This window comes from Acidithiobacillus concretivorus (assembly GCF_018853445.1).
Classification (GTDB): Bacteria; Pseudomonadota; Gammaproteobacteria; order Acidithiobacillales; family Acidithiobacillaceae; genus Acidithiobacillus; species Acidithiobacillus concretivorus.
Genome location: NZ_JABELD010000078.1, coordinates 1 through 25806 on the forward strand (window position 1 = coordinate 1; position 25806 = coordinate 25806).

The window sequence follows — 25806 nt, forward strand, 5'->3', positions numbered from 1 at the left end:
TGTCTGGGGTGGACTGGCAGGTGCCCTGCCGCCCCTGATTGGCTGGACCGCCATTACCGGCAGCATCGCCGCCCTCCCAGTGGTTCTGGTGCTGCTGGTGTTTGTCTGGACCCCCGCGCACTTCTGGCCACTGGCCATCAACTGCCGGCGCGACTACGCCAAAGCCTGCATTCCCATGCTGCCCTGCACCCACGGCATCGACCGGACCCGCAAGGAAGTCCTGAACTACGCCATTCTCACCTGGATCGTCAGCATGATCCCGGCGTTTTTAACCGGAGACTGGATTTACGGCGGCATTGCCTGGCTCTCGGGCGCCTGGTTTGTAGGCATGGCCTTACGCCTGAAAGCTCTGCCCGAAGGCCAGGAAATGGATCAATACGCCCGCAGCATGTTCGCTTATTCCATCTCTTACCTGTTTTTGCTTTATACCGCACTGATTCTGGGCAAACTGCTTTTAGGGTAAAAGAGGATTGGTACATGATGTTCAGCAAAAGCAGTGAATGCGCGTTGCGGGCCATGATTTATATTGCCGCCCAAAAGCCGGGTACGCCGGTGTTAAGTCGCGACGTGGCTGAATATTTGGGGATGCCGATTCAGTGTATTACCAAAATCATGCGTGGATTGGCCAAGCGGGGATTGCTGGAATCGTTGAAAGGACGTGGCGGCGGTTTTGTACTTACGCGCAATGCGGACAGTTTGAGCATTCTGGATGTGGTGGAAGCGGTGGAAGGGCGTCTGACTCCGCATTGCCTACTGGGTTTGAAGGTGTGTGCCGATGAAACCGCCTGCCCGGTGCATTGTCAGTGGGCGCAACTGCGCGGGCAGGAAATGGAAGTGCTGCGTCAAAAAAGCATTGGTGCCATGGCACAGATGCTGTTTGCTAGCCCGGTGCATGTGGCATAAGTCCATGTGCGCTCCTTGGGAGGTTGTGCACATATCGGGACCAAGATTAGCGGGTTCTGTGCCATCTGGACCGGTCTGGTCCTGGACTAATAGTCAGCGGCGAATGGGTGGGGTGCTGCGGGATTCTGCAGATAAACAACTGCCGTAGGTCTTTACCACAAATATATAATCAAGTTTTTGTTCTATTTAATAAAATAATTAAATAGATGGCACCATCAGGGATTTTTGTGGATCTCAATAGGCGCATTTCAAGGTTAGGCATACAGTTTGCTATAAACTAATCAGTTTAGATTTGGCGGCTCCCACGATGCGCTTGATCAGATTGCCGGTATGAAAAATCAAAAGGTCTCATGATGTTTTGTAGTGAACCATTGGAAAGGGGTTGCCCAGAATGAAATTTCGAGGATTGGTAGCACTAAGTGTGAGTGTTTGTGCAAGTTTATTTGTCACTGCGGTAGCCGGCCCAGTGTATATCGAGAAAGTCGATATGCCCATGAAAGCGGCCATGTCAGAAGTCAAAAACGTTTTGCATGATGGCGGTTATAAAATTGTGCTTCATCTCAATATTTTGAAGCTGATTCAATCCCAGCAGAAGCAACTGAAAATACCCCATTTTAATCAGCACAAATTTACCGATGTACAAGCTCTGGTATTTTGTAATCCTTATGACTTCAGTAAGTTGCTTAATGCTGATTGGCCTGCTGCCGCAGGTTGTCCATTGACTCTGGATGTGTTTTCAAAAGGACAAAACAGTTACATCGTTTATGGATTGCGGGCTGACTTTGCGAATACTCCGGCTTCCAAAAAAATCACACAATCTTTTGATAGTGCCGTGATTAAAGTGCTGCAAGGTATTCCCATGTCTCGGCAGATTACCAAAATCCCTGACTTTTCAGGGAAGTAGTTTGTAAGTTCATGTTTGGCTAGAAGGAGAGATCAATGGAACAGATGAAAAGACGGAAATTTTTGGGCGTGTCAGCGGTGGGTATGGCGGCAGTAGCCGGATCTGGGGTGTTGGTGCCAGCCATTGCAAATGCCGCTAATGTGGCAGGTTGGCCAGCAGCGGCATTTGATGCCAAAAAGCTGGATGAAGCGATGAAAGACAGTATTGATACCACTACAGTAAAAACCTCGGCGAAAGTACGTCTGACCGCACCTACCATAGCGGAGAATGGCGCGGCAGTTCCGGTAACGGTGGATGTGGACCATCCCATGACCGCCGATGATTATATCGAGTCTGTATATTTGTATGTGGATCATAATCCTACACCTTTGGCCAGCGCCTTTCATTTTACGCCCGAAAGTGGTCATGCTTATTTTCAGGAACGCATCAAGATGGCGAAAACGGATATGGTCAGAGCTGTTGCCAGGACCAATAAGGGCGTGATGATGTCTTCCAAACCCCAGGAAATCAAGGTAACCATCGGCGGTTGTGGTGGATAAATATCAAAAAATTCCAAGCCTCAAAATTGATTAAGGAGAAATTATTATGGCAGCAATGGGTAATCCAATGATCCGGATGGCTTCACACGCCAAAAAAGGACAAATTGTTGAAGTACGTTCGTTGATCATGAATCCGATGACTACGGGCCTGAGTAAAAATAAAGCGGGCAAGTTGATTCCTGCGCACTTTATTCAGACCGTCACCGTAACTTTTAATAATAAGCCATTATGTAATATAGACTGGAGTACGGCGATCAGCGCTAATCCTTATCTGGCTTTTAAAATGCGCGCTGTTGAAAGCGGTACGCTGGAAATGACCTGGAAAGACAATACGAATGGTGTTTGGTCCAGTAAGGCGGCTCTTACTGTCGCCTGAATGAACCAGCCTTTTCACAAGAGATAACCCGCGAGGTGAGTATGAATCTGTCACGTAGAGATTTCATGGCGATGATGGGTATAGCCGGAGCAACTGGATTTTTATCGCCATCTGCAATTGCTTCTTCATGGGGTTCAGGTAAGGACCCCTATGAAATACCCGAATACGGTAATGTCACGTTACTCCATATTACCGATACCCATGCACAGTTGCTGCCCGTTTGGTGGCGTGAGCCGGGCACAAATATTGGCACACGTGAACAAAAGGAGTGGGGCGTCACACCGCATATGGTGGGCGATAAGAAGCTCGAATATTACGGGATTAAAGCCGGAACGCCGGAAGGTTACGCTTTATCCTGCATGGATTTTGATACCCTGGCGCATAAATATGGAAAAATAGGCGGTTATGCGCACATTACTACCTTGGTCAAACGGTATCGGGAGCAGGTGGGCAAAAAAGCGATTTTGCTGGATGGCGGCGATGCCTGGCAAGGATCTGCTACCAGTCTTTGGACCAAAGCCGAAGATATGGTGGGTGCCCAGAATCTGCTCAAGGAAGACTACTTTGTTGGCCATTGGGAGTTTACCTATGGTGCGGACCGGGTGGAGTACCTAATCAAGCATAAGCTCAAGGCGAAATTTCTTTCCCAGAACGTGTTTACGATTCCATGGGACGAACCTGTGTTTGATCCTTATGACATTCGCGAAGTGAGCGGCCGCAAAGTGGCTATTATTGGCCAATCATTTCCTTTTACGCCGATTGCCAATCCGGCTTATTTTGTTCCTAAATGGGCTTTTGGTATTCATCCTGGACACATGCAGAAAATGGTCGATGAATGTCGGCAAAAGCATAAAGCCGATATTGTTGTGGTGCTTTCCCATAATGGTGCAGATGTCGATAAAAAAATGGCATCACAAGTCAATGGTATTGATATTATTCTGGGCGGGCATACCCATGAAATCATGGGGCCACGTCCGGTTAAAATCAATAACACCTTGATTATTAATACCAGCACCAATGGTAAGTTTCTCGCTCGATTTGATCTGGATGTGGGTAAAGGCAAACTCAATGGCTGGCGTTTCAATTATCTTCCCATCATTTCCAACATGATTCCGGAAGACCAGGAAATGGCTGATTATATTACTAAGGTACGCGCACCTTATGCCAAGAAGCTGGCGGAGCCTTTGGCCGTTACCGAAAGTCTCCTCTATCGCCGGGATAATTTCAATGGAACTTTTGATCAGATTCTGTGTGATGCGTTGCGTGAAGAAATGGATTGCGAAGCGGCATTTTCTCCGGGATTCCGCTGGGGTTATTGCAAACTCCCGGGGGAGACCATCACCATGGAAGATGTCATGGGACAGACGGCCATCACCTATCCTCAGGTGACTGTCACTGAATACACCGGCGCCGAGCTGAAAAATGTGATGGAGCAGGTTGCTGATAACTTGTTTAATCCCAATCCCTATTATATTCAGGGTGGGGATATGATCCGGGTGGGCAATATCCAGTACACCATGAACCCCGGTGAAACTATCGACAAGCGTATTACTGATTTGCGACTAGGTGGCAAAATGGTACAGGCCAACAAGCGCTATAAAGTGGCAGGTTGGGGTGCCATGCAAAAAGTGGAAGGGACGCCGGTCTGGGATATATTCGCCAAATGGTTGCGGTCCAAAAAGACCGTGTCTGCCAATTCGCGTGACTTACCAGTGCTCACTAAAAACATGACTGGTAATCCAGGCATAGCATTTCCCAAAGAATACGATCTCTAAAAGATTTTATGAGTTTGGGTTTGATTGGGAGTTGGACCAATTATGCGTAGCTTAGCAGATCTCAGTATGTCTGAAAAAATCATGCATACGGGTTTCATTTTTCTGGTGGGTTTGGGTCTCCTCGTTGCGGAGGCCTACACCTATGTCACCCATGCAGGATTAAATGGTAAGCTGGGAATATCCGTTCAGGATGTAACCAGGTCTTACTACGGAAATCGCAAGTCCAGCAAGCTGCAGGAAATGTTACCGGCCATGATGCCCATGGCGCATGTTCCTGTCAGTGAGCGGCCTAAAATGGTGCAGGCGGTCAACCATTGGATTGCCAATGGTGAAACCCGCAATGATTATGAACAGGAGGTCAAGCCATTAATTAATGGTTCCTGTTTGAAATGTCACACCATGGGTATGCCGAATATTGGTACATACAGACTGCTCAAGGCCAAAGCCCATGTAGATATGGGCATGCCTTATTCAGAGATGTTGATGATGGGTATGATCCATTTGACCACTTTGGGGGTCATTTTCTGGATTGCAGGCTGGATATTCAGTAAGGCGCGTTTTCCGCGTGTTCCTAAATATTTGATGATTGGCGTACCGTTTTTCGCCTTTTTCCTCGATTTTGCGGGTTGGTTCCTGACCAAGCAGGACCCTAATTGGGTCTGGTTGGTACTAATTGGAGGGATACTGTCCTGTCCACTGGTATTAGTTGGCATGGCCATCAGTTTATATCAGATCTGGTTATTTCCCCGCCAAGAGGAAGCGCAACCCTTGTGAGAGAAAATTTATGTTAGAAACCCAAGCCAGCGTTTATACCGAGCCCTTGAGCTTCCGGGTTATTTTTCGGGTTCTGGGTTCCATGCGTCTGGCGGTCCATTTACTGCTGTTTGTCGCCATAGCCTCAATCATTGGCACTATTCTGCCGCAGCAGGAAGTGTATACAGATTACCTGCATCAATTCGGAACCTTCTGGTTCACCGTATTTGGCAATCTGGATTTGTATGATGTTTATCGCTGTGGATGGTACATGGGGATTGTCGCCTTTTTGATTATGTCGACGACTGTTTGCGTATTTCGTAATGCACCTTCCATGCTTCGGGAAATGCGTCATGTAAAATCCAACCCATCAGAGAGTTTTTTACAAAGTAGGCCGGAGCAGTTCGAATCTTCTTCATCAAAATCAGATGCTGAGACGACTCAATCGGCAACAGCTACCCTGGGTGATTTTGGTTATCAGGCCCAGATACTCAAGACCTCCGCCGGACACTCGGTCATTTTTGCTCAGAAGGGGCGATTTTATCGGACCGGATATTTGTTAACCCATGTGGGAATTATTTTGTTTTGTGCGGGTGCTTTGTATAACGCCAATCTTCCCCTGAAGTGGGCCGAATGGATGGGTACCGTACATCCTGAAAAGAATTTTGATCTTCCCCTCTCAAAAATTCCGCAGTCGAGTTGGCTATCGTCCACGAGTTCCGCATTTCGTGGCATTATCACCATTCCGGTCGGGCAAACCGTCAATGCGATTTTTGAGCTGGTGGGTGATGGTTTTTTAGTTCAGCATCTTCCATTTATGTTGCGGCTGGATGCTTTCAAGGTTACGCATTATTCCAACGGTCTCGCCAAGGACTTTGTCTCGACGATTTCTCTTTATCATCATGATGGGAAAAAGTTCAAAACCGGTATTGTCCGCGTCAATCATCCGATGTCGGTGGATGGTGTGCAGATTTATCAGTCCAGCTATTCCGACAGTGCTTCAAAATTGCAACTGCACAACTATCTGCTGTCTGCACCAGCGTTACCACCGGCTGCTATTTCTACCAGTGTTGGTGAACATCTGAAAACATTTGGTTCAAAATATGCGATTTCCATCACTGACTTCAAAACCCAGAATGTCATACCCCGTAAAGCAGTGGGTCTTTCTTCAGGACCTGATCATGGAATGATCAATATGGGGCCGACCGTAAGTTATCTGGTGAATAATGATCGTGATCACACCCGCATTATTCTTAAATCCTACATGAAAGCCTTTTCCCGGCATGGTGAAGCCTATCGGTTGATCGGGTTTAGAGAGAGCGGATCGAGTGCTTATCACTATCTGACAATTCCACAGGGACCAGAACATGGTATCCGCTTGTTTATGACATATCTTGGGGATCTGGAGCAAGCCGCCAGAAATGGTGAGAATGCCTCAAAAACCGTTTTTATCAATAATCTAAAGAAGGCCGAAACACAAACTCAGGTTTTCTTAACGCCGCATGAGAGAGACGATTTTTTACAGGCCAGCCTGAAAGCCATGCAGGAGTTGCGCGCCTATCCGCTGCCATTCCTGACAGTATTTCATGATTATGATTTGCATTGGTCTGCAGGCCTGGAAATTACCCGTTACCCCGGCATGAAAGTTATTTATGTGGCCTGTTTCGCCCTGGTTTTTGGGATATTCATTTTATTTTATGTTCCCCGTCGGCGTATCTGGATTCAGATGAGTGAGGATGATAATAAAGGACGCCGAATAAAGCTATTTGGGGATAGTTCAAGAAATGAAGAAGATTTTCATCGAGACATGGAGGAGCTGAATGATAAATTGCAGGAGAAACTATGAATGGACACCTTTTTAACGAGAGTTGGAAATTTTAACAGGAGGTCGTCATGAGAACATCAAAATTAGTCGTCATAGCCGTAATAACATGCGCTGCTGGTTTTATAGGATTTGAAACTGCCGCCGTGGCAGCACCTATGACTAATGCCCAAAATATTGCTGCCGGAAAGTCCATTGCATTTAACCGCACGCAAGGTAATTGTTTGGCCTGCCATGTGTTGCCTGGTGGTACAATGGCGGGTGATGTGGGTCCCGATCTGTCAGTCTTACCCCTCAAGGCTATATTTAAAACAAAAGAAAAACTTGTGGATTTTTTGTATGATCCGGAAAAAGTGATCCCGCACATCAATATGCCTCAGTTTGGTAAAAATAAGGTGCTGACGCATCACCAGATGGAATTGGTAACCGATTACCTATGGTCATTAAAAGGCTAAGGTCGTTATCCAAAAAAGGAGTGCAATCATGAAAAAATTATTGATAGTTGCTGCCGCGATCAGCCTGGTAGGAATTGCAGGGAGTGCAGAAGCGATCGACTGGTGGAATCTGGGTAATACCAAAGTGGGTCCTGAACAAACGCTCAAGAATTTTCACCAGTATTTTAAAGAGCAGTTTCCGAAAATGTCTCTACAGAAATACGCGCTCGGTAGTTATGCCTTCAGCCCGGAAATGTATCAACAATATCAGCAGGCCATCCAGTTCAATCCGGGCGATCTGACGCTCAGTCAGGGTAAAGCTGCCTGGCAGAAAAAATTCCCGGACGGAAAAACCTACGCGTCCTGCTTTAAGGATGGCGGTAAAGGCGTAGCCGCCAGTTATCCGTTTTTTGATAACAAAAGTGGTCAGGTGGTCACGACTCAGATGCGTTTGAATACTTGTCGGGTTGAAAATCATCTTCAGCCCCTCAAGTATGGGAGCGCCTCTATGATCGCTCTGGATACCTACTTTACTTCGCTGTCCAACGGTATGCCGGTAGATATCAAAGTACAGGGACCAGGCGCCGTCAAAGCCTTTGAAGAAGGGAAGGCAAATTACTTCATGAAACGTGGGCAACTCAATTTCAGCTGCGCGACCTGTCATGTGGCTTATGCGGGTAAGTATCTCAGAGCCCAGATTATTTCCCCTTTGCTGGGCCAAAGTGCGCATTATCCAACTTACCGGGCCGCCTGGGGCGCAGTGAATACTTTTGAAAAACGTTTTCAGGGTTGCGACAAAAAAGTGGGTGCGATTCCGCAAAAACTGGAAAGCGTCAATTATCGTAATCTGGAGTATTTTATGTCTTACATCAGTAATGGCATCAAAATCAATGTGCCCGGTTACCGCCCTTGATCATTCATTTATTGTGAACGGATGCTGACAGATCAGATTAATCTGTCAGCATCTGCAGGAGTATATATATGTCTACCGAAAGCTCTGAAATCCGACACCTACTGACCTTTGGTGGAATGCGTGCTGAGGGACGTTTGGCAGCCCAGTTATGGGCGGTTTTCCTGACCATCGGTGCTTTTTTGGTCTGGTATTTGTTTCGCGCCGATTTTTGGATGTGGCAGTTTATTGTCCTTGGTCTGTGGTATGTGGGTCTCATGCGGTTTGGAATCCGCTGGCCGGCCTTCAGGATTCTGTTTTTGGTAGTGATTGGGATTGCGGCAATAGGTGTGGGGCTTTATCAGTTGGGGTACACAGCCGCAAATAATGTACTGCTGTATTATGTACTCCAAAGTGACGCCATGTTTTACTGGATGAGTGGGGCGATACTGATCAGCGCCATAGGGTATTATCGTTATTTATTTAGCGGCAATCAATCCGCTGGGGACTGGGGGCATCGTTTTGCCTGGATTACTGTAGCTCTGGGTTTTGCGGGTCTTGCCATTCGTTGGCAGCAGACTTACATCGGTCACCCCTCCTGGGGGCATATTCCGGTGACCAATATGTACGATGCCATGGTGCTTCTCTGTACCACCACGGCACTTTTTTACTTGTATTACGAAGGTCAAGGCAAAAATCGGGGGTTAGGGGCTTTTGCCATGCCGATGATTCTTGTTGCCGATATTTTTCTGGTCTGGGTGGGGGTCGCCTATCATCAGAATCAGATTCAGCCCGTTATTCCTGCTTTGCAGAGTTTCTGGATAAAACTGCATGTTCCCTGCGAGTTCGTTGCCTATGCCAATTTTTATCTGGCCGCCATGGTGGGCGTCGCTTATTTATTGAGAGAGCGGGCAGACTGGTCACGGTGACGTTCTGCTTTATTGGTGTGGATCTTTTTCTTGGCGGGCTTCATTCTTACGCCAAGCTGTAAGGTATGGTGGTTTATATTAGGCATCGCTCCGGTCGGCGATGCCTAGTGGTTTGTGCATGATTTTAAAAGCCTAAATGCCGCAGTAAAGAACTTCTAAAAAATAACTATATAATAATAATAATATATACTGCTTATTCTACATTCATATATTCACAATCCTATTAAAAAATTTATTGTTGTTATCAGGGAAAGCATAAGCTATAAACTAGATAACAGTATCTCATGTGGATGAATAATATTTCATTCCGAAAATAACGATGCTGTGTAATAGCTCTGATAAAAAGAGGTGTCTATATGAATTCACAAGCATCAACTCAACATGCCCGCCTGACCCTGTTCTCTTGGCCGTTACTCGCCGCACGGGGTGTTGCCGCCTTATTATTTGTAATTGCATCACTGATTGCTTTTGGTGAAACCATGACTTTGCTGGTTTGGTTTTTTGCCATTTATGTGTTTTTTGATGGGGGTTACTCTGCCATTCGCCTTGCCCAGAAAGGGAGTGGCGCCTGTCCAAAGGTTTTGATTGCCATTAAGGCTGTCATTGGCATTGCGGCAGGCATTGCGGTCATTGTTCTTTCACAGGGTGCCAGTTTGTTACCTACATTACTGACCATTTTTGCCTGGGTGGCGATTGTCGGTGTAATTGAAGGTATTTGGGTACTGCGTAATGTGCGCAATAAAGAAGCGGTGATGATTATTGGTTCTACGGCTTATCTGGCTTTGGCCGTTGCTCTGCAATTTATCTTTGCGCTGGCCCCGGATGCCGGTCCTTCCGTGTACAACTGGATCATTATTGGCTTCTCTGCTGCGTTTGCTGCCGCCATGTTCGGTATGGCTTGGGCCATGCGTCGTAATCTTCTGAAGATGGGTGGTGGTACATCATCCTCTTCTGCACAGGCTCATTCCGCCTGAATTCAGCAGGCCGGTAAGAAGCAATTTTGTTGGTCCTTGTATTAGTTTGATGAACCCATCAAGAGCTGCACTGTAAGAAGTGTGGCTCTTGTTATATGTAAAAAATAGGGGAAGACCCATGGTATTGAGCAAAGCCACCGAACAAGCCCTGCGCGGCCTGATATATATTGCCGCACAACAGCGCGGAGAGCCGGTACTGAGTCGTGAAATCGCCGATTATCTCGGGGTTCCCGTTCAGTGTATTACCAAAATTATGCGGAGCCTCGCCAAGCGCGGATTTCTGGGATCGGTAAAAGGCCGGGGAGGGGGATTTTTGCTGCTTCCCGCAGCTGAGTCCTTGAATATTATGGATGTGGTTGAGGCCGTTGAGGGGCATCCGTTATCGCCACATTGTGTGTTAGGTTTGAAGGTGTGTGCGGATGAAACAGCCTGCCCTTTGCATCGCCAGTGGACTGACCTGCGTCGTCAGGAAGTGGAATGGTTACGTACCCAGACCATTTGCGAAATGGCAAAAATGACTTTTTCCAAGATGCAGGTGGCTTAAAGCCAAAGCGGAAACGGCTTGAGCAAATTATACTTCATCGTGCGCGTCGCGGCGTACCCGAATAGTCTGAAAATGGCGGTAAATAACCTGACCCGGTCCGGCACCGGGCTTACGCTGCACCTGTCGAACTTCAGTCCAGTCCACTTCGGCACTCAATGCCCGTGACTGGCTGTGTTGCAAGGCCAGGCGGGCAGCCGCAGCAATAATCTGTTCTGGGACCAGGGTGCTGGCATTTTCGCGGCGCAGAATCACATGACTTCCGCCCAGATCCTGCACGTGAAACCAGAGATCCCAGCCTTTAGCGAAACGAAAGGTGAGGCGATCATTTTCCCGGGCATTATTTCCCCAAAAAATGTCGAATCCCGCAATAATCGTGTGGTGAAAAGGCGCTGCCAACCCGCGCGTTGTCGGCTCCTGACCCTTGTGACGAACGGCTGCATTTTGCATTTGCGGAAGCCTCTGCGTCAGGGGGAGTGCATCCTGTCCCTTAAACAGCAATTCGTCGAGCAGCTTTTCACTATCCTGCAGGCGCTGCTGAATTTTCTGAACGGCACGCTGGCTGCGCATGGCTTTCTGCATGTATTTTTGGGCTTGCTGATGCAGCGACTGGCCAGGCGTGACAGCGATTTCCAGCATCCTGCCATCCCCCTGGGTATGATCGGTCGCCTGAATGCTGGCCGTTCGGGCGATGGAGTCCGGTACGGCAAACAGGGCAAAGGCCAATGTCCGGTAGTATTCGGGGGCTTCCCACTGCAGCAGATCATGCCGCATTTTTTGGATGCGTTGGTGCAGGCGATTTTTTTCTGTGGCGAGCGCCTGTTCCGCTGGCGATGGGCCCTGGGCAAGGGTGGATGCAGGAAGTTGCAGGGCAATATCCGGGGCCATGGCCTGCATGGGCAGGCCATCTGGTAAGCGGAGGGGATAAAGCAGATTTTGCCCCGCTTCGGTCTTTACTTGCCACCAGGCGCTGGTAGCCGAACGTAGAGCCCATTGTTCCTGAATGAACGCTTGTGCTGTGGCGCTGCCAGGGCGATAGCGCGGTGCCATACACTGTAACCAGATGGTTGGATCAGACAGCGATTCTTCAAAAAGACGAGCAGATTCTGGTGGTTGGTACACAATTCCCGGTAGAAAGCGGGGCGCGGCAGGGCTGTCAAGACTATCCCAACGCCAGGCCCAGCGAATTTGCTCTTGTGCATCCAGAAGGGCCAGATTACCGCGCCCTCCGAAACACTCGGCAATGACGCTGAGCTGATCTACCCGCTTGCTGATATGTCTGCGGCTGAAGTCCAGACGCACAATTCGATCAGCCCAGGGAACGACAATCCGTTCAATCCGAAAGCCTTTGAGCCGTTGTTGAAGAGGATTACTCCAATGGCTCTGTTCCTCTGCCGTGACCGTTTCTGGCGCCAGCCAGAGCCCCAACGGCGCTCGCTGAACCACGCAGGCCATGGTCTGCTTGCCTGTGTGCAAATAGATGCCACCTGCCGCCGCACTGATTTTATGGATGCTTTGTCCGGCCAATTGTTGCTGAAAAAATTGCGCAGCGGCTGCCAGTTGCAGGGTATCCATGGTGAGAATTCAGCGTCCTGCAGCGTGGTCGTTTACGGCTCCCGAGCGGTGCAATAAATCCATCAGGCATGCCAAAGCCGCTGCAGGTTCTTGCTGGGCGTGATTCACCACGCAATCCGGATGTTCGGGTTCTTCGTAGGGGTCATCTACCCCCGTAAATCCTTTGATTTCTCCACGCAAAGCTTTAGCGTAAAGCCCTTTGGGGTCGCGTTCGGCACAGAGTGCCAAGGGTGTGGCTACATGCACCTCCAGAAAAAGTCCGCCTGCTTCTTCCACCAGGCGTCGCGCTTCAGCACGTGCCTGTCGATAAGGAGAAATGGCCGCTACCACTGCAATACCGCCGTGACGTGCGACCAGGCTGGCCACAAAACCAATACGACGGATATTTTCATCGCGATCGTCGCGACTGAAGCTTAATCCCTTGGACAGAAAACGGCGGATAATGTCGCCGTCGAGCATGGTTACCGCACGTTCATCCTCCGCTTCGAGTTGTCTTACCAACATTCCGGCCAGCGTACTTTTGCCACTGGCAGAAAGGCCCGTAAACCAGATGACCAACCCGCGCCGGTCCGCGCCACGATAAGCCTGACGCAAAATCCTGATCACCTCTGAGGGGGAAAACCATTCGGGAATTTCCTCACGGTTGGCGAGCTTGCGGCGTAATTCGGTTCCTGAAATGCCTGCCAGGGCTTCACCATTGGCTTCGCTGACCGGGACATATTGCTGCCGGGTAGGGGAATAGGCGAATTCCGGGAGGAATATGCCGGAAATACCCATTTCCTGTGCGTGCCGGGCAAATAGTTCTTGAGCTGCAAAAGTGGGATAAAACAGACCGCCAGCCGATGCGCCAGGGTCTGCATGGCCCCGCCCGATAATGAAATGAGTCGCACCAAAATTGCGCCGGATCAGAGCGTGCCACAGAGCTTCCCGAGGCCCGGCCATCCGCATGGCCAAGGGCAGGGGAGAAAGCAGTGCCCGCCCCTGCGGATAATGATCCAGTACCGCGCGATACACCCGCATGCGATAGGCGGCCTCTATGTCTCCGGGTTTGGTGGGCCCGATGGCGGGGTGCAGTAATAGTTTGGCACCGGTTCCGGCCTGCTCCAGACCCGCCTGGGTGACGGCAATGTGGGCATGGTGCAGAGGATTGCGCGTCTGGAAGGCGACTACCGGATGCTGTCCCGTCCACTGCGCACGCAGCTGCTCGGGAGTCTGATATTCAGGCGGAAATTCTACCGCTGAAGCACGGCTAAGCGTATGGGCATCCCAGGGCGTGACAGTACCCCCCACATACCAGGAGCCCCGTGTGAAAAGCTCTGCCACACCAGGATGGTTCCTGTCCGTGCTGCCATAAACTGCCTCAGCTTCCAGTTTTTTGTCCGGTTGATAACAGTCGGAGACCGTCATGGCGGCAAGTGGCGTGCCGTCGCTGCGTTCCAGACGTAAATGGTCACCCGCGCGCAAGGTGGTGCCCAGAACATCCTCTACATCCAGCACAATAGGGATGGGCCAAAGTGTCCCATCCCGAAGGCGCATATTTTCTACCACCGATTGCCAGTTGGCCTGATCCAAAAAGCCTTTCAGCGGTGCAAAAGCGCCCGTCAAGAGCAGCTCAAGGTCACAACGCTGGCGCAGCGTCAGTACGTGTATGGCATTATTTTTCATGAAAATAACTTCAGGCGCTTATCGGAAAAACGGGCAGATGGGCCAGTGCGATGACTTCAGCCCACTGCTCGGCATTGCCCTCAGTGCAAATGGCGGCGACGGCGGCTACTTCGGCCTCAGCCTGAGCCATCAGGGTGCGCATGGCTGCCAAAGTAGAGCCGGTACTCACCACATCATCCACCAGGGCTACCTGCCTGCCCTGAATTGCCGCGCGATCCTTGGCATCCAGATACAGGGTCTGGGTTTTGCCGGTGGTAATGGACAGCGTCTCGGTAGATAACGCCTCACCCATGTAGGATTTATAATTTTTGCGAAGCACCACATAGGGGCGACCGCTATGCACGGACAGCGCATAAGCCAGTGGGATGCTCTTGGCCTCTGCGGTGACAATCACATCAAAATCAATATCCGCCATGCGCTGCTGAAGGGCGGCAGCCGCAGCTTCGGTGAGCTCGGTGTCGCCAAGAATATTAAGGACAGCGATGGCTAAATCCGGCTGTACTTTGAATAGGGGAAGGTAACGCTGCACGCCATTGATATTGAGAGGATGGCTGTTGGAATGGGAATCTGTGGGGTTCATGAATGCTCCTTTTGCGGCATTTTGCCACAGGGGGAGGGGGGTGGGTAGTTGGTAGGATGATCAGGCTTATATTAACCAGGGAAAATGCCAGGATTGGGCGTAGTCATGTCATCCAGTTGTTGAAGGTGATCAGTCAGCCACTGGAAACCGATGTGTTCCTGTTCCAATCTGAGCCCAGGGCGAATGTGCGCGTCGCGCAGGACATCGTAGAGGGATCGTTCTGCGCTTGTGAGTCGGTGCAGGTCAACCTGCAAGGGCTTGTCCTCACTGCCCCACAAGGCAGCATGGGTATCCAGCGTTGCTCTGTCCATCAGAAAAGAATCCACATGGTCAAAATGGCCGCGAAGCTGATCCAGAATGCCAAAACCATGGGTGTCAATATCGCCCCAGTAATGGATTGCGCAATTGTTTAGCCAATGACTACGAGCCAATGCATCCCAACCATAACCTGCACCAAAAATCACGATGGCATGATGCATCGGTGGGAAGACCAGGAAGTTGGTCTCATTTTCCGTAATGAATACCCGCTGCACAGCCAGATCCAGGTGACTAAAGCTGTCCGCATCCAGCGTTACATCGGGGGATGACGAACCGGGCAAGATACAAATTTTAGGGTCCAGCACGCGAAAGCGAATGCGCGTTGGTTTTTCCAGAAAGCCATATCGGGCAGCAAACTGGCTGATGCCGGTTTTGCTGACGTCCACCACATTCACCGGCAAGGTCAGGTCGAGTAACTCGGTTAGCACTCCGCGATGGGTTTCGATGAATTTGCTATGTACGCCAGGTAAATCCACCTGCCGCAAGTAGATGCCAGGGCGGGGATGTTTGACCAGCCAGGTCACCACAGCCAACAGTCGGGGCCAATCGGTGGACAGCGCCAGCGCCTGGAGAGGACGTCTTTCCAGCCAGGACAGCAAGGCGGGATGGGTTTGCCGGGTGACGGAAACCTGCTCAATAAAGCAGTCCCAATCTTTGCGCTTGCCCAAGCAGTTCAGTGCATCTTCCAATGTCTCGACCCACACGCAAGCTGGCAGGTTCTGCGTGCCCTGAACGTGATGACGAAGCGCCTGCCACTCCACCCGCACGAATTTGGTCGATGCCAATTCGGTGGCCCAGGCGCGCACTGCCTCAAAATGATCGGTGATATCCGCTGAGTTGGGGGTCTTGAGGGCCAGGCGTAAAGGAAAACGCTCCCTGCCGGTCACCGCGTCCCGCAGCAGTTCTCCGCGTTCCCAGAGCCGCATCAACTGCTTTTTCAATTGCTGCGGGTCAGTCCATGTCACGGCGCCAGCACCTGCACAGATTGGGCGTTCATAGAGGCTTTCTGCGCCCGATATTCTTCAATGGAAAGATTGCGTAGCTGCGAGGCCCGCCCACCTTCGTTATGAACGAATCCCACACTGGAAACAAAGGGTTCGATGATGTGTATTTTCTGCAGAGGGGTCACGATCAGTAGTTGTAGGTTGAGTTGCTGGAATAATTTCAGGCCATATTGGGCCGACTCATCCGAACCACGCCCGAAGGCCTCATCAATGACCACAAAACGGAAAGAACGGGAACGCACTGCGCCCCATTCCAGGCCAAACTGATAGGCCAAGCTAGCTGCCAGGATGGTATAGGCCAGTTTCTCCTTTTGCCCACCTGACTTGCCGCCGGAGTCCGAGTAATGCTCGTGCTCGCTGTTATCTTCCCGCCAGCGCTCACTGGCAGCGAAGATGAACCAGTTACGTACATCGGTAACCTTGCTGGTCCAGCGCCGATCCTGCTCCGACAAACCCTCACGGCCCCGGAAGCGGTCAATAATGGACTTGACCTGCAGGAACTTGGCCTCGGAATACTGGTTGTCGTCTGAGCCGGTGACGGCACCCTCGGTGCAAGCGCGTAATTCCTGCTGGAAATCGCGGATTTCTGCATCGGGACTGGGCTGTGATTCGAGCACGATGTAACGGCCGGGGTTATAGTCGATCTCGCCCAGCGATTGGTTGATATGGGCAATACGTTCCTTGATGGTTTCGCGCTCGCGGGCCAATTGGGCATTAAAATTGGCGATTTCGTTGATGGTGTTAACATTGAGCAGTTCTTTGAAGCGCATCGCAAAACGTGGCAGATCGTCACGATTCAACTGGGTCAGCAGGTTTTCATATTCAAAAGCCGCTTCAAGACTCGCATCTATCTCGGCGGTTTCGAGCTTGAACTGCTCTTTGAAGGAAACCATGGCCTTGATGATTTTCTCAGCAAGATTTCCCAGTCGCCTTTGTTCGGCATCGAGTCGGTCTTGCAGCCATTTGCGTAGATCCTGCTCACGATTATCACAAGACTCAATACTGAGTTGGTGCTCACCCAGTACTTCGGAGCGCATGGCTTCGAGTTTTGTCGACAAGGTGTCGTCAATGATCGTATCCTGCAGCAGTGCTTCGGTTTGCTGACGCAATGCTTGCGCGTCAGTGCGCCGCTGCTCTATCTTGGCGCGTTTGTCGCGTGCCGCCTGTAGTGTTTCCTCAGTTTCCTTTTGTTTTTTCAGCAGGGTATGCAGGTTGTTGCGCAGTTGTTTGAGAATATCCGACGCGGATTCCAGCCGCTGGCGCTCATCTACCAGACGGGCGATCTCGGTGGCGACGCTGGCCCAATCCAGTTCATCAAAGGTGGTGAATTCCTCAAGACGGGTCAGGGCATCAAGGCGGTTATTGAGCGCATCACGTTCCTTCTGGATGGCTGCAATCTGACTGCCAATTTCAGCCAGTTGTTCCTCAAGCTGGCGACGCCTGGCCTCCAGTGCGGCGATCTTCGCGCTATTGCTCCAGCCCAGCACATAGCGGCTGCGATCATCAATGCGGTGACGGTCGTCCTTTTCATGGCGGCCACTTGGGTCTTTGATCTGGCCTGCACGAGTGATGGCGCGCGTTTCACGACGAAACTGCTCTTGCGTACTACAACAGGCCACATCAAAGCGATGGGCCAGTTCGCGCTCCAGCCAGTCATAATAGGGCGAGTCAGGCTTGATGGTCAGTTTGCGGACCAGTGAGTCCCGGTGCAGGTCTGGCAGTTCAGCGGCCCTACGTGCGCGTACCTGAAAGTACACCAGACGGCCACGTAGATGGGCCGCATCCACCCACTCTGCCACTGCCTTGTAATGTGCATCCGGCACCAGCAGCGCCAAACCGAAGCCGCGTAACAAGCGTTCGGCTGCGCCTTCCCAATCGCGTTCATTGTCACGCACCTGGATCAACTCACCGATGAAAGGCATGTCATTCACATTCAAATTCAAAGCCGCACATAGGGCAGCGCGGATCTGGATTTGTTGATCATCAATGTTGCTGCGGCGCCGCTTGAGGCTGTCGATTTCGAGACTTTGTTGGGCATGCTCCTGCTTGCCCTGGCGCATGTTTACACTATTTTCAGTAAGGGCGTTTTGCAGGTCAGCAGCGCAGTTGCGGGTTTCCTCCCGCCAGCTTTGATATTTGCCACGTTGTACGGCGAAGTCGGCGGCCTCGTTTGCTGGCGCTTCGCCCAGTACGGCGGTCAGTTCCGCATAACGGGCAGCCTTGGCTTTACGTACATCCCGCGACTTCTCTTTCTTGTGGATTTCGCTGGACAGAGATTCCAGTCGATCACCACCGTTGGCATTGATGGCCTGCTTCAGTTCATCCACTTGCTGGCCATGAGCTTCGTGTAACACGGTCAGTTTTTGTATCTGGGCATCCACCCGATCCCAGTCTTCTGTCAGCGAACCCAGGCGTTTGTCGATCAGCCCGAGTTTCAGGCCAGCAAAGTGAGAGCGTAGACCTTCCCGGCAAGCCCGCAAGTTGTCGGCCTCAGCCTGCATTGCCTTGTGGCGAACGCAGTCTGCAATCAGCGGTGTGAGTAGCTCAACTTGTTGCCGGGTTTTCAGTACAGCCTGATGCGCCCGGTTGAGATCATCAAAGTGACTGATCAGGTCTTGCAGGCGCCGGTCAACCTCAAAAGGTTCCAGCATGTGGCTGCGTACGAAGTCCGTCAGGTTACCTACCGATTTCATCGATACTGTCTGGTGGAACAATTCCAGCGCTTGATCGTTTTCAATACCGAAGCGACGACGGAACCACGCCGCATAGGGTGGAAAGCTGTCCTGTAATTCTGCACCCTTGCCGCGCAGATTTCTGCGTAATTGAGCGATGTCCGATCCGAATTGGGCAAAGTCAGCGGTAATGGACAGCGCCCCTTCCGCGCCCAGAAAAAATCGTGCGGGCTGCCCCTGGGAGTCTTTCATCCAGAATACCTGAGCCAGTGTCACCGTCTGGGCATAGCCTGCATTCTGAAATACGCCGAGAATGACGGAGTAGCTACTTTGATCCCGTAGGCTCACTGGTTTGGCTGCTCCGGTGATCTCATTGCGCTCGGATTTGTAATGGCCAAGCACATAAGAGCGCAGGGTGCGTTCCTTGTTGTCTGCACCGGCTGCCTTGTTGTAAGCCACCCGGTTGGCAGGTACCAGCAGGGTAGTGATGGCATCCACCAAGGTAGATTTACCTGAACCGATATCGCCTGTCAGTAACCCGTTTTTGCCATCCAGTTGCAGCGTCCAGACCCGGTTGTCAAAGGTGCCCCAGTTAAACACCTCCAGCCTGGTCAGCCGGAATCCTGACAATGTGTCATCGGCACAGAAGTCGAGGTCCAATAATTGTGGGTCATTCATGATCAGCTTCTTCCCTGCTGCTGGTCGTGCCAGCCAGTTGCCCCTGGTAGCTAGTCAGACGTTCATCCAGTTCGGCCAGCCATTGGGCGTCTACAAAGGCCTTCAGAATGCGCCGCACCTCATAATTGGCTGGTCCAGCAGTGGCGCCGCCGGCTGTTTTGAGTTTTTGTAGGAAGCCCAGTTCGACGACTTTGTTGATTGTGGTTTCAATCTGGTCAATCAGCCTGGCTTCATTCGGGCCATCGGGCAGAAATACTCGCACCAGATCCACGATGTCATCGCGGGATAGGACCAGTCGCGTATCGCCCCCACCAGCATCAAACTCGGCCAGTTTTTTGCGCAGCAAGGCGAGCAGTAAACTCACGGCAAAAGATAATGGTCGACGAGCTACCAGACGTGGTAAACGCGGGGAGGGGTCATCCTCAGTCGGTTCAGGGTGGCTTTTCAGGAAGGCATAGCCTTCAGCCTCATCCAGCACCAGGTCGAGATTGAGCACGGCCACATAATCACGCACCCGCGCTTGCAGCTTCAACAGTGCGGTCCATTGGCGCTCGTCATTTTCACGGTAGAGCACGCCTTTGAGCAGGCCAATCAACAGCACCGACAAGTCTGCAGACGTAGCAACCGGCGTAGTTTGTGTTGTGTTCAAATATTCTACTTCCATCTCTTGCCTCGATTCTTGTTCAGCGCATGAAAATCACGCGGGGTAGTCGCGCGCTGCGAATAAGCGTTTGACCTTCCATATCCGCTGTCTGCCAGCGGATGGATTCGATCGTGTTTTCATCCACTACGCTGCGGAACACTTCACTGCCCAATTGTAGGTAGGCAATTAATTCAGCCAGCCCTTGTTGCAAGGGCTGATGCGTGATCAGTTCATGCAAGCTGATCTGGGTGTGGTCTTGCAAAGCGTGGCGAATATGGCGGGTTAGCCGGGCCCTATCGACGACGACCTGTTCAAAAAGCCTGGAGGGATCAATGTTTTCATCGCCGGCTTGCAGGATGATTTCGGTAATCATTGGTTTGATGGACGGGGTGAACATTGGACGCTCCATCGCCAGAACAATATCTGCGCTGGCCGCAGCCATTTCCATCACCGGGCCTGTCGGAGCTGTGCTGCGGAGCGCCAGCGCCTTGCCTTCAATGCCATGCAAAATATCCATGATACGGCGGTTTTCCAGCCAGGCCTGGTCATCCAGAAAGCGGCGTAATTGCTGGGACAAGACGGCAACAGTGCGCTGGGTATGCTCCCCAGCTTCCATCCAGTCGTAGTGTACCCGGCGGGTACGGGTGTCCGGGTTCAGGTCCACCACGGCGGGTAGTGCCAGTACCTGATCCAGCAGATTGGTCAATTCTTCTTGCCGACGGCTGGATAACAGAAAATCCCAAAGGGCGCGGAAACTCTTGCCCTGGTCGGAATCACCAATAGCATCGCGCTCACCCATGATGTCTTCCAGCAACGCCCCTTTGCTGCCTTCCCATAGCGCAATACGCTCACGCACGCGGCGGTCCAACTGGCGGAAGTTGTGCTCCACCTCGCGAAAATCGGTGAGTAACTCGCGCGCGCCCTGCATGAATTGCTGAAAACGATCTTTCACCGCCGTGTCATCCAGCAGCGATACATCGCCCGCCAGCACCCTGGCAATCTCGGCATCAATGTCGTCACGTTTTTTGTGCAATTCGGCAATACGCTTGGCCGGGTCGGCTTCGCTGCCCTCGCTCATCTGCTTGAGCAGGCCAAAGAGAGTGAGCAAGCGAGATTCGGTTCCGACAAATTGCCGTTCACTGAGTTGCGTCAACCAGGCAATAGCCTTTTCAGTAGCTGGGGTCAGATCAAACTGCACCTCGTCCGTGCCCGTGCGATAGAACTTGCGCAGCCAGCCCTTTTCGGACTCTGCCCAGTCGTTCAGGTATTCCAGTGCAGGCTTGGGGAATGCAGCCTCACCCAGATGCAGGCGTAAGGCATACAACTCATCTTCCAGTGCTTCGGCTAAATCCGCCGCTGCCATCACCCGCTCATTTGGCACTAAGAATATCCTATGCAAAAAGCTCGCTACCAGCGGTGCATGATCTGAACGTAACAGGCGCCATGCGGGGTGATGGTTACGCAGGGCGTCAAGGGTGGCGTAGTCAAGAGTTACCAAGTAATACAAACCTCATTATTGTACCTAAACAATACCGGCAAAGTTCTAGCATAATGCAGAATGTGTACCATGGTCACCGTGTTGTGCGAAACCTTAAGCATCATCCAAAGAGTGTTGCCGCTGTCTATGCGGACATTGGTGCAACCTTGGCGGGTTTGGATTCCGATGGGTGCAGGGCAGTATCTATGAGACAGAATGGCGCATTCTGTCTGATTCTGATTTCTCTGACCGGACGATGTTGATCTCTGTGGCGTTACACCGCACAATGCGGAGTGATTAAAAGTTTCCGCCACAAGGGCCTGCAAGCCTTCTATGAATCGGGGAGCAAGGCCGGGATTCAACCGGACCATGCCACCAAGATCGCACGAATCCTGGCCCGTCTGGAGAACGCCCAGGCCCCGGATGACATGAACATCCCTGGATGGAAACTGCACCTACTCCATGGAACCCTGCAAGGACACTTCGCAGTATGGGTCAGCGGGAACTGGAGATTGGTTTTTGCCTTCGAGGATGGTGACGCCATCCTGGTCGATTACGTGGACTATCACTGAATCCGGATGAACGCTATGAACCTCATGCACAACCCACCCCACCCAGGACTTCTTCTGCGGGACGATATCTTGCCCGCTCTGGAGTTGACGGTTACTGAAGCAGCAAAGCAGCTTGGCGTATCGCGACCCACCTTGTCGCGTGTGCTCAATGGTCGTGCCGCCATTTCTCCAGAGATGGCGCTACGACTTGAGGCTTGGCTCGGTCTTAAGAATGGGGGCCGTGCTGACGTCTGGATCGCCCAACAAGCGGCCTATGACCTTTGGCAAGCCCGTCAGGCGGGAACACCCCATGTCATGCAGGCCCTCATCCGTCATACGCAGGTCGCCTGACTCATTAAGATAAAATGAGTCATTGTGTCCCATCCACAACCTACAGGAGGCCCCTCCCATGATATACTCCAGGATTTACAGGCTGCCCGGCGCAAGCGCAGAGAAGCGGTTGCCGAAATCGAGGCGCATTTCACCGGCACTGACGCCCATCTGACACCGGCTGCACGGGAACTGACGGATGAGGATGTGCTGCGACTGGTGAAAGAATCGCGTTGAACTGGCCACTCGGTCTTGGTCCGACAAGTCCGGGTCTGGGCGGGGTAACCGCGCTTGCGCACTCTCACCTGCCAGCCGATTCGGTTACCGTCTTTGTCAAATCTGCAAAAACAATGGCCTAGGTCATTCAACCTAAGCCATTGTTTTATTTGGTGGAGCGGAGGAGGATCGAACTCCCGACCTTCGCATTGCGAACGCGACGCTCTCCCAGCTGAGCTACCGCCCCATGAGCGCAAAGGATAAAGAGAAGCCTCACGGAATGCAATGCTTGTAAACTAATGGCAGAGCTCGCTGTCAGTTTTTTCTGCTCAGCAGCGCCCCACCACCATTACATCGCTGCCAAACGGGAAGATTTCGGGCCTCAGTCCGGCTTCTTTTAAGGCGCTGGCGATTTCCTCAGGATGCAGGAAATGATTCCCTTGCACATGCTCGGTGAGATTCTGGTAAGCCATGCCCCGCAAGGGTGCTTCGCGCAGGCGGCGATGATCATCTGGCCAGGCGGGTTCCCAAATGACCACAGCGCCTCCTGCTTTGAGATTGCTGCGCAGTTTTTCAAAAATAGCCCCACGTTTTTCCCAGACATGATGCAGAGCGCGATTCATGGCAATCAGATCTGCCGGTTCTGGTAGTGAAAATGCATGGATGTCGCCAGCAGAAAAGTGCAGTCGGTCACCAAGACCTTCCAGTTGGGCTGTTTCCTGAGCTTGACGCACATTTTCCGCGAAGCCATCCAGACCGAGGCCGCGCAAATTGTTACAGCGCTGTGCCAGTGCCCGTAAATACCAGCCATTTCCGCAACCCAAATCCACAGCAAGACCTCCCCGGGCGTCCACTTCGGCAAATATGGGAACCTGCGGGCAGATTTTTTCTTCAAAAGTCTTGCGGAAATTGTTTTCCAGCATCAGTCCAAACCAGGGCAGAATGGTTTCCCGTTCAGCCAGTACTTTTTCACCCGGACGTTCGCCCGTGCGCATCAGTCCTGCGGCGCGTTCAGCCATATGTGCCGACAGGACCGAACCAATAGCTGTTGCCATTCGGCTTCCCGAAGCCTCGGGGCGCATGCTGTCACCATCTTCGCTGAGTTGCCACTGATCCTCGGCATTGAGTTCCAGCCAGCCAAAAGCATAAGCAGCGTCGCACCACCGCGTGACGTATCCTGCATCCATACCCGTTTGTTGAGCAAGACGTTGGGAATCAGCCTTCTGCAGTTGGTGCAGGGCGCTGAACAGTCCATTGACGACACCTATGAAAGCAATATTCAGGGATTGTGCGCCCTGAGCCTGCTGTCTGAGTTCTTCCATGCTGCGTAAAGTCATGTGGTCTCCTTGTTGTTCAATAAGTTAAATCAGGTATTTCAGGCCGACTACGGTCAGCAATCCCAGTGTGCCTAATAAAAAAGCGCGTTGGTTGATACGCAGGTGTAAACGATTGCCTGCCCAAAGGCCTAGCAACACTGGCGGGATCAACATTAAAAAACCTACGGCCAGTTGCCAGGTCAACAGCGCCAGGGCCACATACATGAAGCCGCGCAATACATTGTCTGTGAGCGCAATTCCCTGAAAAGTGGCGCGAAATGCGCGCTTATCCAGATGCCGCATTTGCAGGTAGGCGACGATAGGTGGTCCACCCCCGCCATAGAGGCTACCCACGATCCCCCCAAAAATACCGAGCGGTGTGCCCCAAGGCAGGCTGATGCGTGGGAGGCGATCGGGTTTCATGACGAGTGCATAGACCACGTAAGCCAAAATGAATACGCCAAGGAATCGGGTCAAATTCTGAGCATTGGTATCAGCCAGTATATAAGAACCGATTGCCAGACCAATGATGCTGCCGGGGATTAGCCAGCGTAACTCCGGCCAGCGCATTTCCCGAAAATCATAGGCTCCTAGTAATACTGAACCGAGAAGATCCAGAAGCAGTACGACTGGCACCACTTCCTTGATGGGGAATATCAGCGTGAGCAAGGCCACGGAAATCAGTCCAGAACCAAACCCGATTACTGCCCGGACGTAAAAAGCCAGGAGAATGATGAATCCGGCGATTGCCCAGAGGAGGGGAGAGTGGATGAGGGTGGCATAAGAAAGGGATGCGTGTAAGTTCATACCGACCAGTCTATAAGTTTTGAGGAGTGTCTTCCAGATCCCGGACATGCCACGCTTCCGAGCAATTGCGAACATATAGGCATTTCAGAAAAAATAGCCTAATATGAAACTATCCTGAGAAATTGCTTTAACCTTGCATCCCGTTAATGGGGAGGGCTAACCCATGCTGCCGCATCCGTCTGCAAATACTGCATTATTCATACCTCGTTCCTACAGGCTTCATTTATGGTTCCTGGGCCTGTTTATACTAGGATGGATGCTTATTTCGGGTATCCCTACGGCCCGCGCCGATACTGACGGCAGCGGTCTGCCGCCCATTGATGCCCGCGCCTATATTTTGATGAATGCCCAAACCGGCGCCATCATCGCCGCCAAAAATGCTTATCGACCCTATGCGATTGCCAGTATTACCAAACTCATGACCTTGTATTTGCTGTTCAAGGACATTCATGCCGGTGGCTTGCAGGTGCACCAGGAGTTTGTACCCTGCCCGGCAGCATTGGAAACCGGTGGTTCCAGCATGTTCATGCATCCTGGATTGCACTTTTCAGTAGCTCAGATGATTTTGGGGATGACGGTTCCTTCAGGAAACGACGCTGCTGTGGAAGCTGCGCATCTGGTGGCTGGTAGTGTCCCGGCCTTCGTGCGTGAAATGAATCAGACGGCGCGTAAAATCGGTATGTTATCGACAACCTATTATGATCCGGACGGGCTTCCCCATCCCAATAACACCGCCAGTCCTTATGATATTGCTATTCTCACCAAGCGGATTATGACGGATTTTCCGCAGTACATGCATTTTTTCAATCATGAGAATTTCACTTACGCAGGCATTACCAGTCCTAATCCTAATTTGCTGGTAGGCCGCGTGCCTTTCATCACCGGCATGAAAAGCGGTTATACCGACGCCGCTGGTCACTGTCTGGTAGCTACGGGCACCCAAAATGGGGTGCAACTCATTGCCGTGATTCTGGGGGTTCCTTCATTTACCGATGAAAACCGTGGTTTCTGGAAAGCCTCCTGGCAAAGTCTCAAATTGCTCGACTGGGGTTTTGCCAGAACGCTCTGGCTGCCTGCCGTACCCCATCTGGAAAAAACCTCGGCACCCTGAAACGGCGGTGGGCCGAAAAGCTTT

At 51.6% G+C, this 25806-nt stretch carries 26 protein-coding genes and 1 tRNA gene; 17 read left to right on the plus strand and 10 right to left on the minus strand.

The window, feature by feature from the left end; all coding sequences use genetic code 11:
• The 13 genes from HJG40_RS10650 to HJG40_RS10710 form a co-directional block, all read left to right on the plus strand.
• The coding region (locus tag HJG40_RS10650; RefSeq protein ID WP_215864169.1) for a UbiA family prenyltransferase at positions 1–463 on the plus strand (463 nt) is incomplete at its 5' end.
• Between the two features lie 14 nt (positions 464–477).
• Positions 478–903, plus strand: coding sequence for an RrF2 family transcriptional regulator (locus HJG40_RS10655; RefSeq protein WP_215864170.1), 426 nt, complete (start codon positions 478–480; stop codon positions 901–903).
• A gap of 391 nt (positions 904–1294) precedes the next feature.
• On the plus strand, positions 1295–1807 hold the full coding sequence (locus HJG40_RS10660) for a DUF302 domain-containing protein (protein ID WP_215864171.1): 513 nt from the start codon (positions 1295–1297) through the stop codon (positions 1805–1807).
• A gap of 35 nt (positions 1808–1842) precedes the next feature.
• On the plus strand, positions 1843–2346 hold the full coding sequence (soxY, locus tag HJG40_RS10665) for a thiosulfate oxidation carrier protein SoxY (protein ID WP_215864172.1): 504 nt from the start codon (positions 1843–1845) through the stop codon (positions 2344–2346).
• 46 nt (positions 2347–2392) lie between these two features.
• Positions 2393–2722: a thiosulfate oxidation carrier complex protein SoxZ gene (soxZ, locus tag HJG40_RS10670; RefSeq protein ID WP_226857386.1), complete on the plus strand. Its 330-nt coding sequence runs from the start codon at positions 2393–2395 to the stop codon at positions 2720–2722.
• Positions 2723–2763: 41 nt separating this feature from the next.
• Positions 2764–4497, plus strand: a complete 1734-nt coding sequence (gene soxB / locus HJG40_RS10675; protein ID WP_215864173.1) for a thiosulfohydrolase SoxB — start codon at positions 2764–2766, stop codon at positions 4495–4497.
• A gap of 42 nt (positions 4498–4539) precedes the next feature.
• Positions 4540–5271, plus strand: a complete 732-nt coding sequence (locus tag HJG40_RS10680; protein WP_215864174.1) for an Aq_1264-related membrane protein — start codon at positions 4540–4542, stop codon at positions 5269–5271.
• An 82-nt stretch (positions 5272–5353) separates the two neighbouring features.
• On the plus strand, positions 5354–7096 hold the full coding sequence (locus tag HJG40_RS10685) for a cytochrome c biogenesis protein ResB (protein ID WP_226857390.1): 1743 nt from the start codon (positions 5354–5356) through the stop codon (positions 7094–7096).
• A gap of 47 nt (positions 7097–7143) precedes the next feature.
• Complete coding sequence (gene soxX, locus HJG40_RS10690; RefSeq protein WP_215864176.1) at positions 7144–7527, plus strand: sulfur oxidation c-type cytochrome SoxX; 384 nt, start codon at positions 7144–7146, stop codon at positions 7525–7527.
• Positions 7528–7555: 28 nt separating this feature from the next.
• The gene (gene soxA, locus HJG40_RS10695; protein ID WP_215864177.1) at positions 7556–8419 is read left to right on the plus strand and encodes a sulfur oxidation c-type cytochrome SoxA; all 864 of its coding nucleotides are present in this window, start codon (positions 7556–7558) and stop codon (positions 8417–8419) included.
• Between the two features lie 68 nt (positions 8420–8487).
• On the plus strand, positions 8488–9324 hold the full coding sequence (ccsA, locus tag HJG40_RS10700; protein WP_226857387.1) for a cytochrome c biogenesis protein CcsA: 837 nt from the start codon (positions 8488–8490) through the stop codon (positions 9322–9324).
• Positions 9325–9680: 356 nt separating this feature from the next.
• The gene (locus HJG40_RS10705; RefSeq protein ID WP_215864178.1) at positions 9681–10298 is read left to right on the plus strand and encodes a hypothetical protein; all 618 of its coding nucleotides are present in this window, start codon (positions 9681–9683) and stop codon (positions 10296–10298) included.
• 118 nt (positions 10299–10416) lie between these two features.
• Positions 10417–10842 (plus strand): RrF2 family transcriptional regulator, encoded by a 426-nt coding sequence (locus tag HJG40_RS10710; RefSeq protein ID WP_215864179.1) that lies wholly within the window; start codon positions 10417–10419, stop codon positions 10840–10842.
• A 27-nt stretch (positions 10843–10869) separates the two neighbouring features.
• Here HJG40_RS10710 and HJG40_RS10715 read toward each other — a convergent pair whose 3' ends face one another.
• From HJG40_RS10715 to HJG40_RS10745, 7 genes are all read right to left on the minus strand, one after another.
• Positions 10870–12414: an NFACT RNA binding domain-containing protein gene (locus tag HJG40_RS10715; RefSeq protein WP_215864180.1), complete on the minus strand. Its 1545-nt coding sequence runs from the start codon at positions 12412–12414 to the stop codon at positions 10870–10872.
• Between the two features lie 9 nt (positions 12415–12423).
• On the minus strand, positions 12424–14079 hold the full coding sequence (sat, locus tag HJG40_RS10720) for a sulfate adenylyltransferase (RefSeq protein ID WP_215864181.1): 1656 nt from the start codon (positions 14077–14079) through the stop codon (positions 12424–12426).
• A gap of 10 nt (positions 14080–14089) precedes the next feature.
• Positions 14090–14659 (minus strand): phosphoribosyltransferase family protein, encoded by a 570-nt coding sequence (locus HJG40_RS10725; RefSeq protein ID WP_215864182.1) that lies wholly within the window; start codon positions 14657–14659, stop codon positions 14090–14092.
• Between the two features lie 71 nt (positions 14660–14730).
• Positions 14731–15942, minus strand: coding sequence for a DUF3322 domain-containing protein (locus tag HJG40_RS10730; protein ID WP_215864183.1), 1212 nt, complete (start codon positions 15940–15942; stop codon positions 14731–14733).
• Positions 15939–19331, minus strand: a complete 3393-nt coding sequence (locus tag HJG40_RS10735) for an ATP-binding protein (RefSeq protein WP_215864184.1) — start codon at positions 19329–19331, stop codon at positions 15939–15941. Before HJG40_RS10735 ends, HJG40_RS10730 begins: the two co-directional genes overlap by 4 nt.
• Entirely contained in the window at positions 19324–19980 is a 657-nt protein-coding gene (locus HJG40_RS10740; RefSeq protein ID WP_226857388.1) for a DUF4194 domain-containing protein, read from the minus strand. The genes HJG40_RS10735 and HJG40_RS10740 overlap by 8 nt, the downstream gene beginning before the upstream one ends.
• Before the next feature lie 34 nt (positions 19981–20014).
• Positions 20015–21481, minus strand: a complete 1467-nt coding sequence (locus HJG40_RS10745) for a DUF3375 domain-containing protein (protein ID WP_368356085.1) — start codon at positions 21479–21481, stop codon at positions 20015–20017.
• A 263-nt stretch (positions 21482–21744) separates the two neighbouring features.
• Between HJG40_RS10745 and HJG40_RS10750 the strand changes: the two genes are divergently transcribed.
• The 3 genes from HJG40_RS10750 to HJG40_RS10760 are packed head-to-tail and all read left to right on the plus strand — an operon-like array spanning position 21745 to position 22569.
• On the plus strand, positions 21745–22023 hold the full coding sequence (locus HJG40_RS10750) for a type II toxin-antitoxin system RelE/ParE family toxin (RefSeq protein WP_215864187.1): 279 nt from the start codon (positions 21745–21747) through the stop codon (positions 22021–22023).
• A 15-nt stretch (positions 22024–22038) separates the two neighbouring features.
• Positions 22039–22353 carry a HigA family addiction module antitoxin gene (locus HJG40_RS10755; RefSeq protein ID WP_215864188.1) on the plus strand — a complete coding sequence of 105 codons (315 nt, stop codon included), beginning with the start codon at positions 22039–22041 and terminating at the stop codon, positions 22351–22353.
• Between the two features lie 24 nt (positions 22354–22377).
• Positions 22378–22569 (plus strand): hypothetical protein, encoded by a 192-nt coding sequence (locus HJG40_RS10760; RefSeq protein ID WP_215864189.1) that lies wholly within the window; start codon positions 22378–22380, stop codon positions 22567–22569.
• A gap of 150 nt (positions 22570–22719) precedes the next feature.
• On the opposite strand, the gene HJG40_RS10765 is transcribed toward HJG40_RS10760, so the two are convergent.
• The 3 genes from HJG40_RS10765 to HJG40_RS10775 form a co-directional block, all read right to left on the minus strand.
• Positions 22720–22795: transfer RNA gene (locus HJG40_RS10765), tRNA-Ala, on the minus strand.
• A gap of 82 nt (positions 22796–22877) precedes the next feature.
• Positions 22878–23885 carry a class I SAM-dependent methyltransferase gene (locus tag HJG40_RS10770; RefSeq protein ID WP_215864190.1) on the minus strand — a complete coding sequence of 336 codons (1008 nt, stop codon included), beginning with the start codon at positions 23883–23885 and terminating at the stop codon, positions 22878–22880.
• A gap of 24 nt (positions 23886–23909) precedes the next feature.
• Positions 23910–24671, minus strand: coding sequence for a sulfite exporter TauE/SafE family protein (locus HJG40_RS10775; protein ID WP_215864191.1), 762 nt, complete (start codon positions 24669–24671; stop codon positions 23910–23912).
• A gap of 256 nt (positions 24672–24927) precedes the next feature.
• On the opposite strand from HJG40_RS10775, the gene HJG40_RS10780 reads away from it, so the two are divergent.
• Entirely contained in the window at positions 24928–25782 is an 855-nt protein-coding gene (locus tag HJG40_RS10780; RefSeq protein ID WP_226857389.1) for a D-alanyl-D-alanine carboxypeptidase family protein, read from the plus strand.
• Positions 25783–25806: the final 24 nt, after the last annotated feature.

Bases quoted from the DNA above. Each gene is read 5' to 3' on its own strand.
- HJG40_RS10655 (WP_215864170.1), top strand. From the start codon at position 478: ATGATGTTCAGCAAAAGCAGTGAATGCGCGTTGCGGGCCATGATTTAT.
- HJG40_RS10660 (WP_215864171.1), top strand. From the start codon at position 1,295: ATGAAATTTCGAGGATTGGTAGCACTAAGTGTGAGTGTTTGTGCAAGT.
- soxY (WP_215864172.1), top strand. From the start codon at position 1,843: ATGGAACAGATGAAAAGACGGAAATTTTTGGGCGTGTCAGCGGTGGGT.
- soxZ (WP_226857386.1), top strand. From the start codon at position 2,393: ATGGCAGCAATGGGTAATCCAATGATCCGGATGGCTTCACACGCCAAA.
- soxB (WP_215864173.1), top strand. From the start codon at position 2,764: ATGAATCTGTCACGTAGAGATTTCATGGCGATGATGGGTATAGCCGGA.
- HJG40_RS10680 (WP_215864174.1), top strand. From the start codon at position 4,540: ATGCGTAGCTTAGCAGATCTCAGTATGTCTGAAAAAATCATGCATACG.
- HJG40_RS10685 (WP_226857390.1), top strand. From the start codon at position 5,354: ATGCGTCTGGCGGTCCATTTACTGCTGTTTGTCGCCATAGCCTCAATC.
- soxX (WP_215864176.1), top strand. From the start codon at position 7,144: ATGAGAACATCAAAATTAGTCGTCATAGCCGTAATAACATGCGCTGCT.
- soxA (WP_215864177.1), top strand. From the start codon at position 7,556: ATGAAAAAATTATTGATAGTTGCTGCCGCGATCAGCCTGGTAGGAATT.
- ccsA (WP_226857387.1), top strand. From the start codon at position 8,488: ATGTCTACCGAAAGCTCTGAAATCCGACACCTACTGACCTTTGGTGGA.
- HJG40_RS10705 (WP_215864178.1), top strand. From the start codon at position 9,681: ATGAATTCACAAGCATCAACTCAACATGCCCGCCTGACCCTGTTCTCT.
- HJG40_RS10710 (WP_215864179.1), top strand. From the start codon at position 10,417: ATGGTATTGAGCAAAGCCACCGAACAAGCCCTGCGCGGCCTGATATAT.
- HJG40_RS10715 (WP_215864180.1), bottom strand. From the start codon at position 12,414: ATGGATACCCTGCAACTGGCAGCCGCTGCGCAATTTTTTCAGCAACAA.
- sat (WP_215864181.1), bottom strand. From the start codon at position 14,079: ATGAAAAATAATGCCATACACGTACTGACGCTGCGCCAGCGTTGTGAC.
- HJG40_RS10725 (WP_215864182.1), bottom strand. From the start codon at position 14,659: ATGAACCCCACAGATTCCCATTCCAACAGCCATCCTCTCAATATCAAT.
- HJG40_RS10735 (WP_215864184.1), bottom strand. From the start codon at position 19,331: ATGAATGACCCACAATTATTGGACCTCGACTTCTGTGCCGATGACACA.
- HJG40_RS10755 (WP_215864188.1), top strand. From the start codon at position 22,039: ATGAACCTCATGCACAACCCACCCCACCCAGGACTTCTTCTGCGGGAC.
- HJG40_RS10770 (WP_215864190.1), bottom strand. From the start codon at position 23,885: ATGACTTTACGCAGCATGGAAGAACTCAGACAGCAGGCTCAGGGCGCA.
- HJG40_RS10775 (WP_215864191.1), bottom strand. From the start codon at position 24,671: ATGAACTTACACGCATCCCTTTCTTATGCCACCCTCATCCACTCTCCC.
- HJG40_RS10780 (WP_226857389.1), top strand. From the start codon at position 24,928: ATGCTTATTTCGGGTATCCCTACGGCCCGCGCCGATACTGACGGCAGC.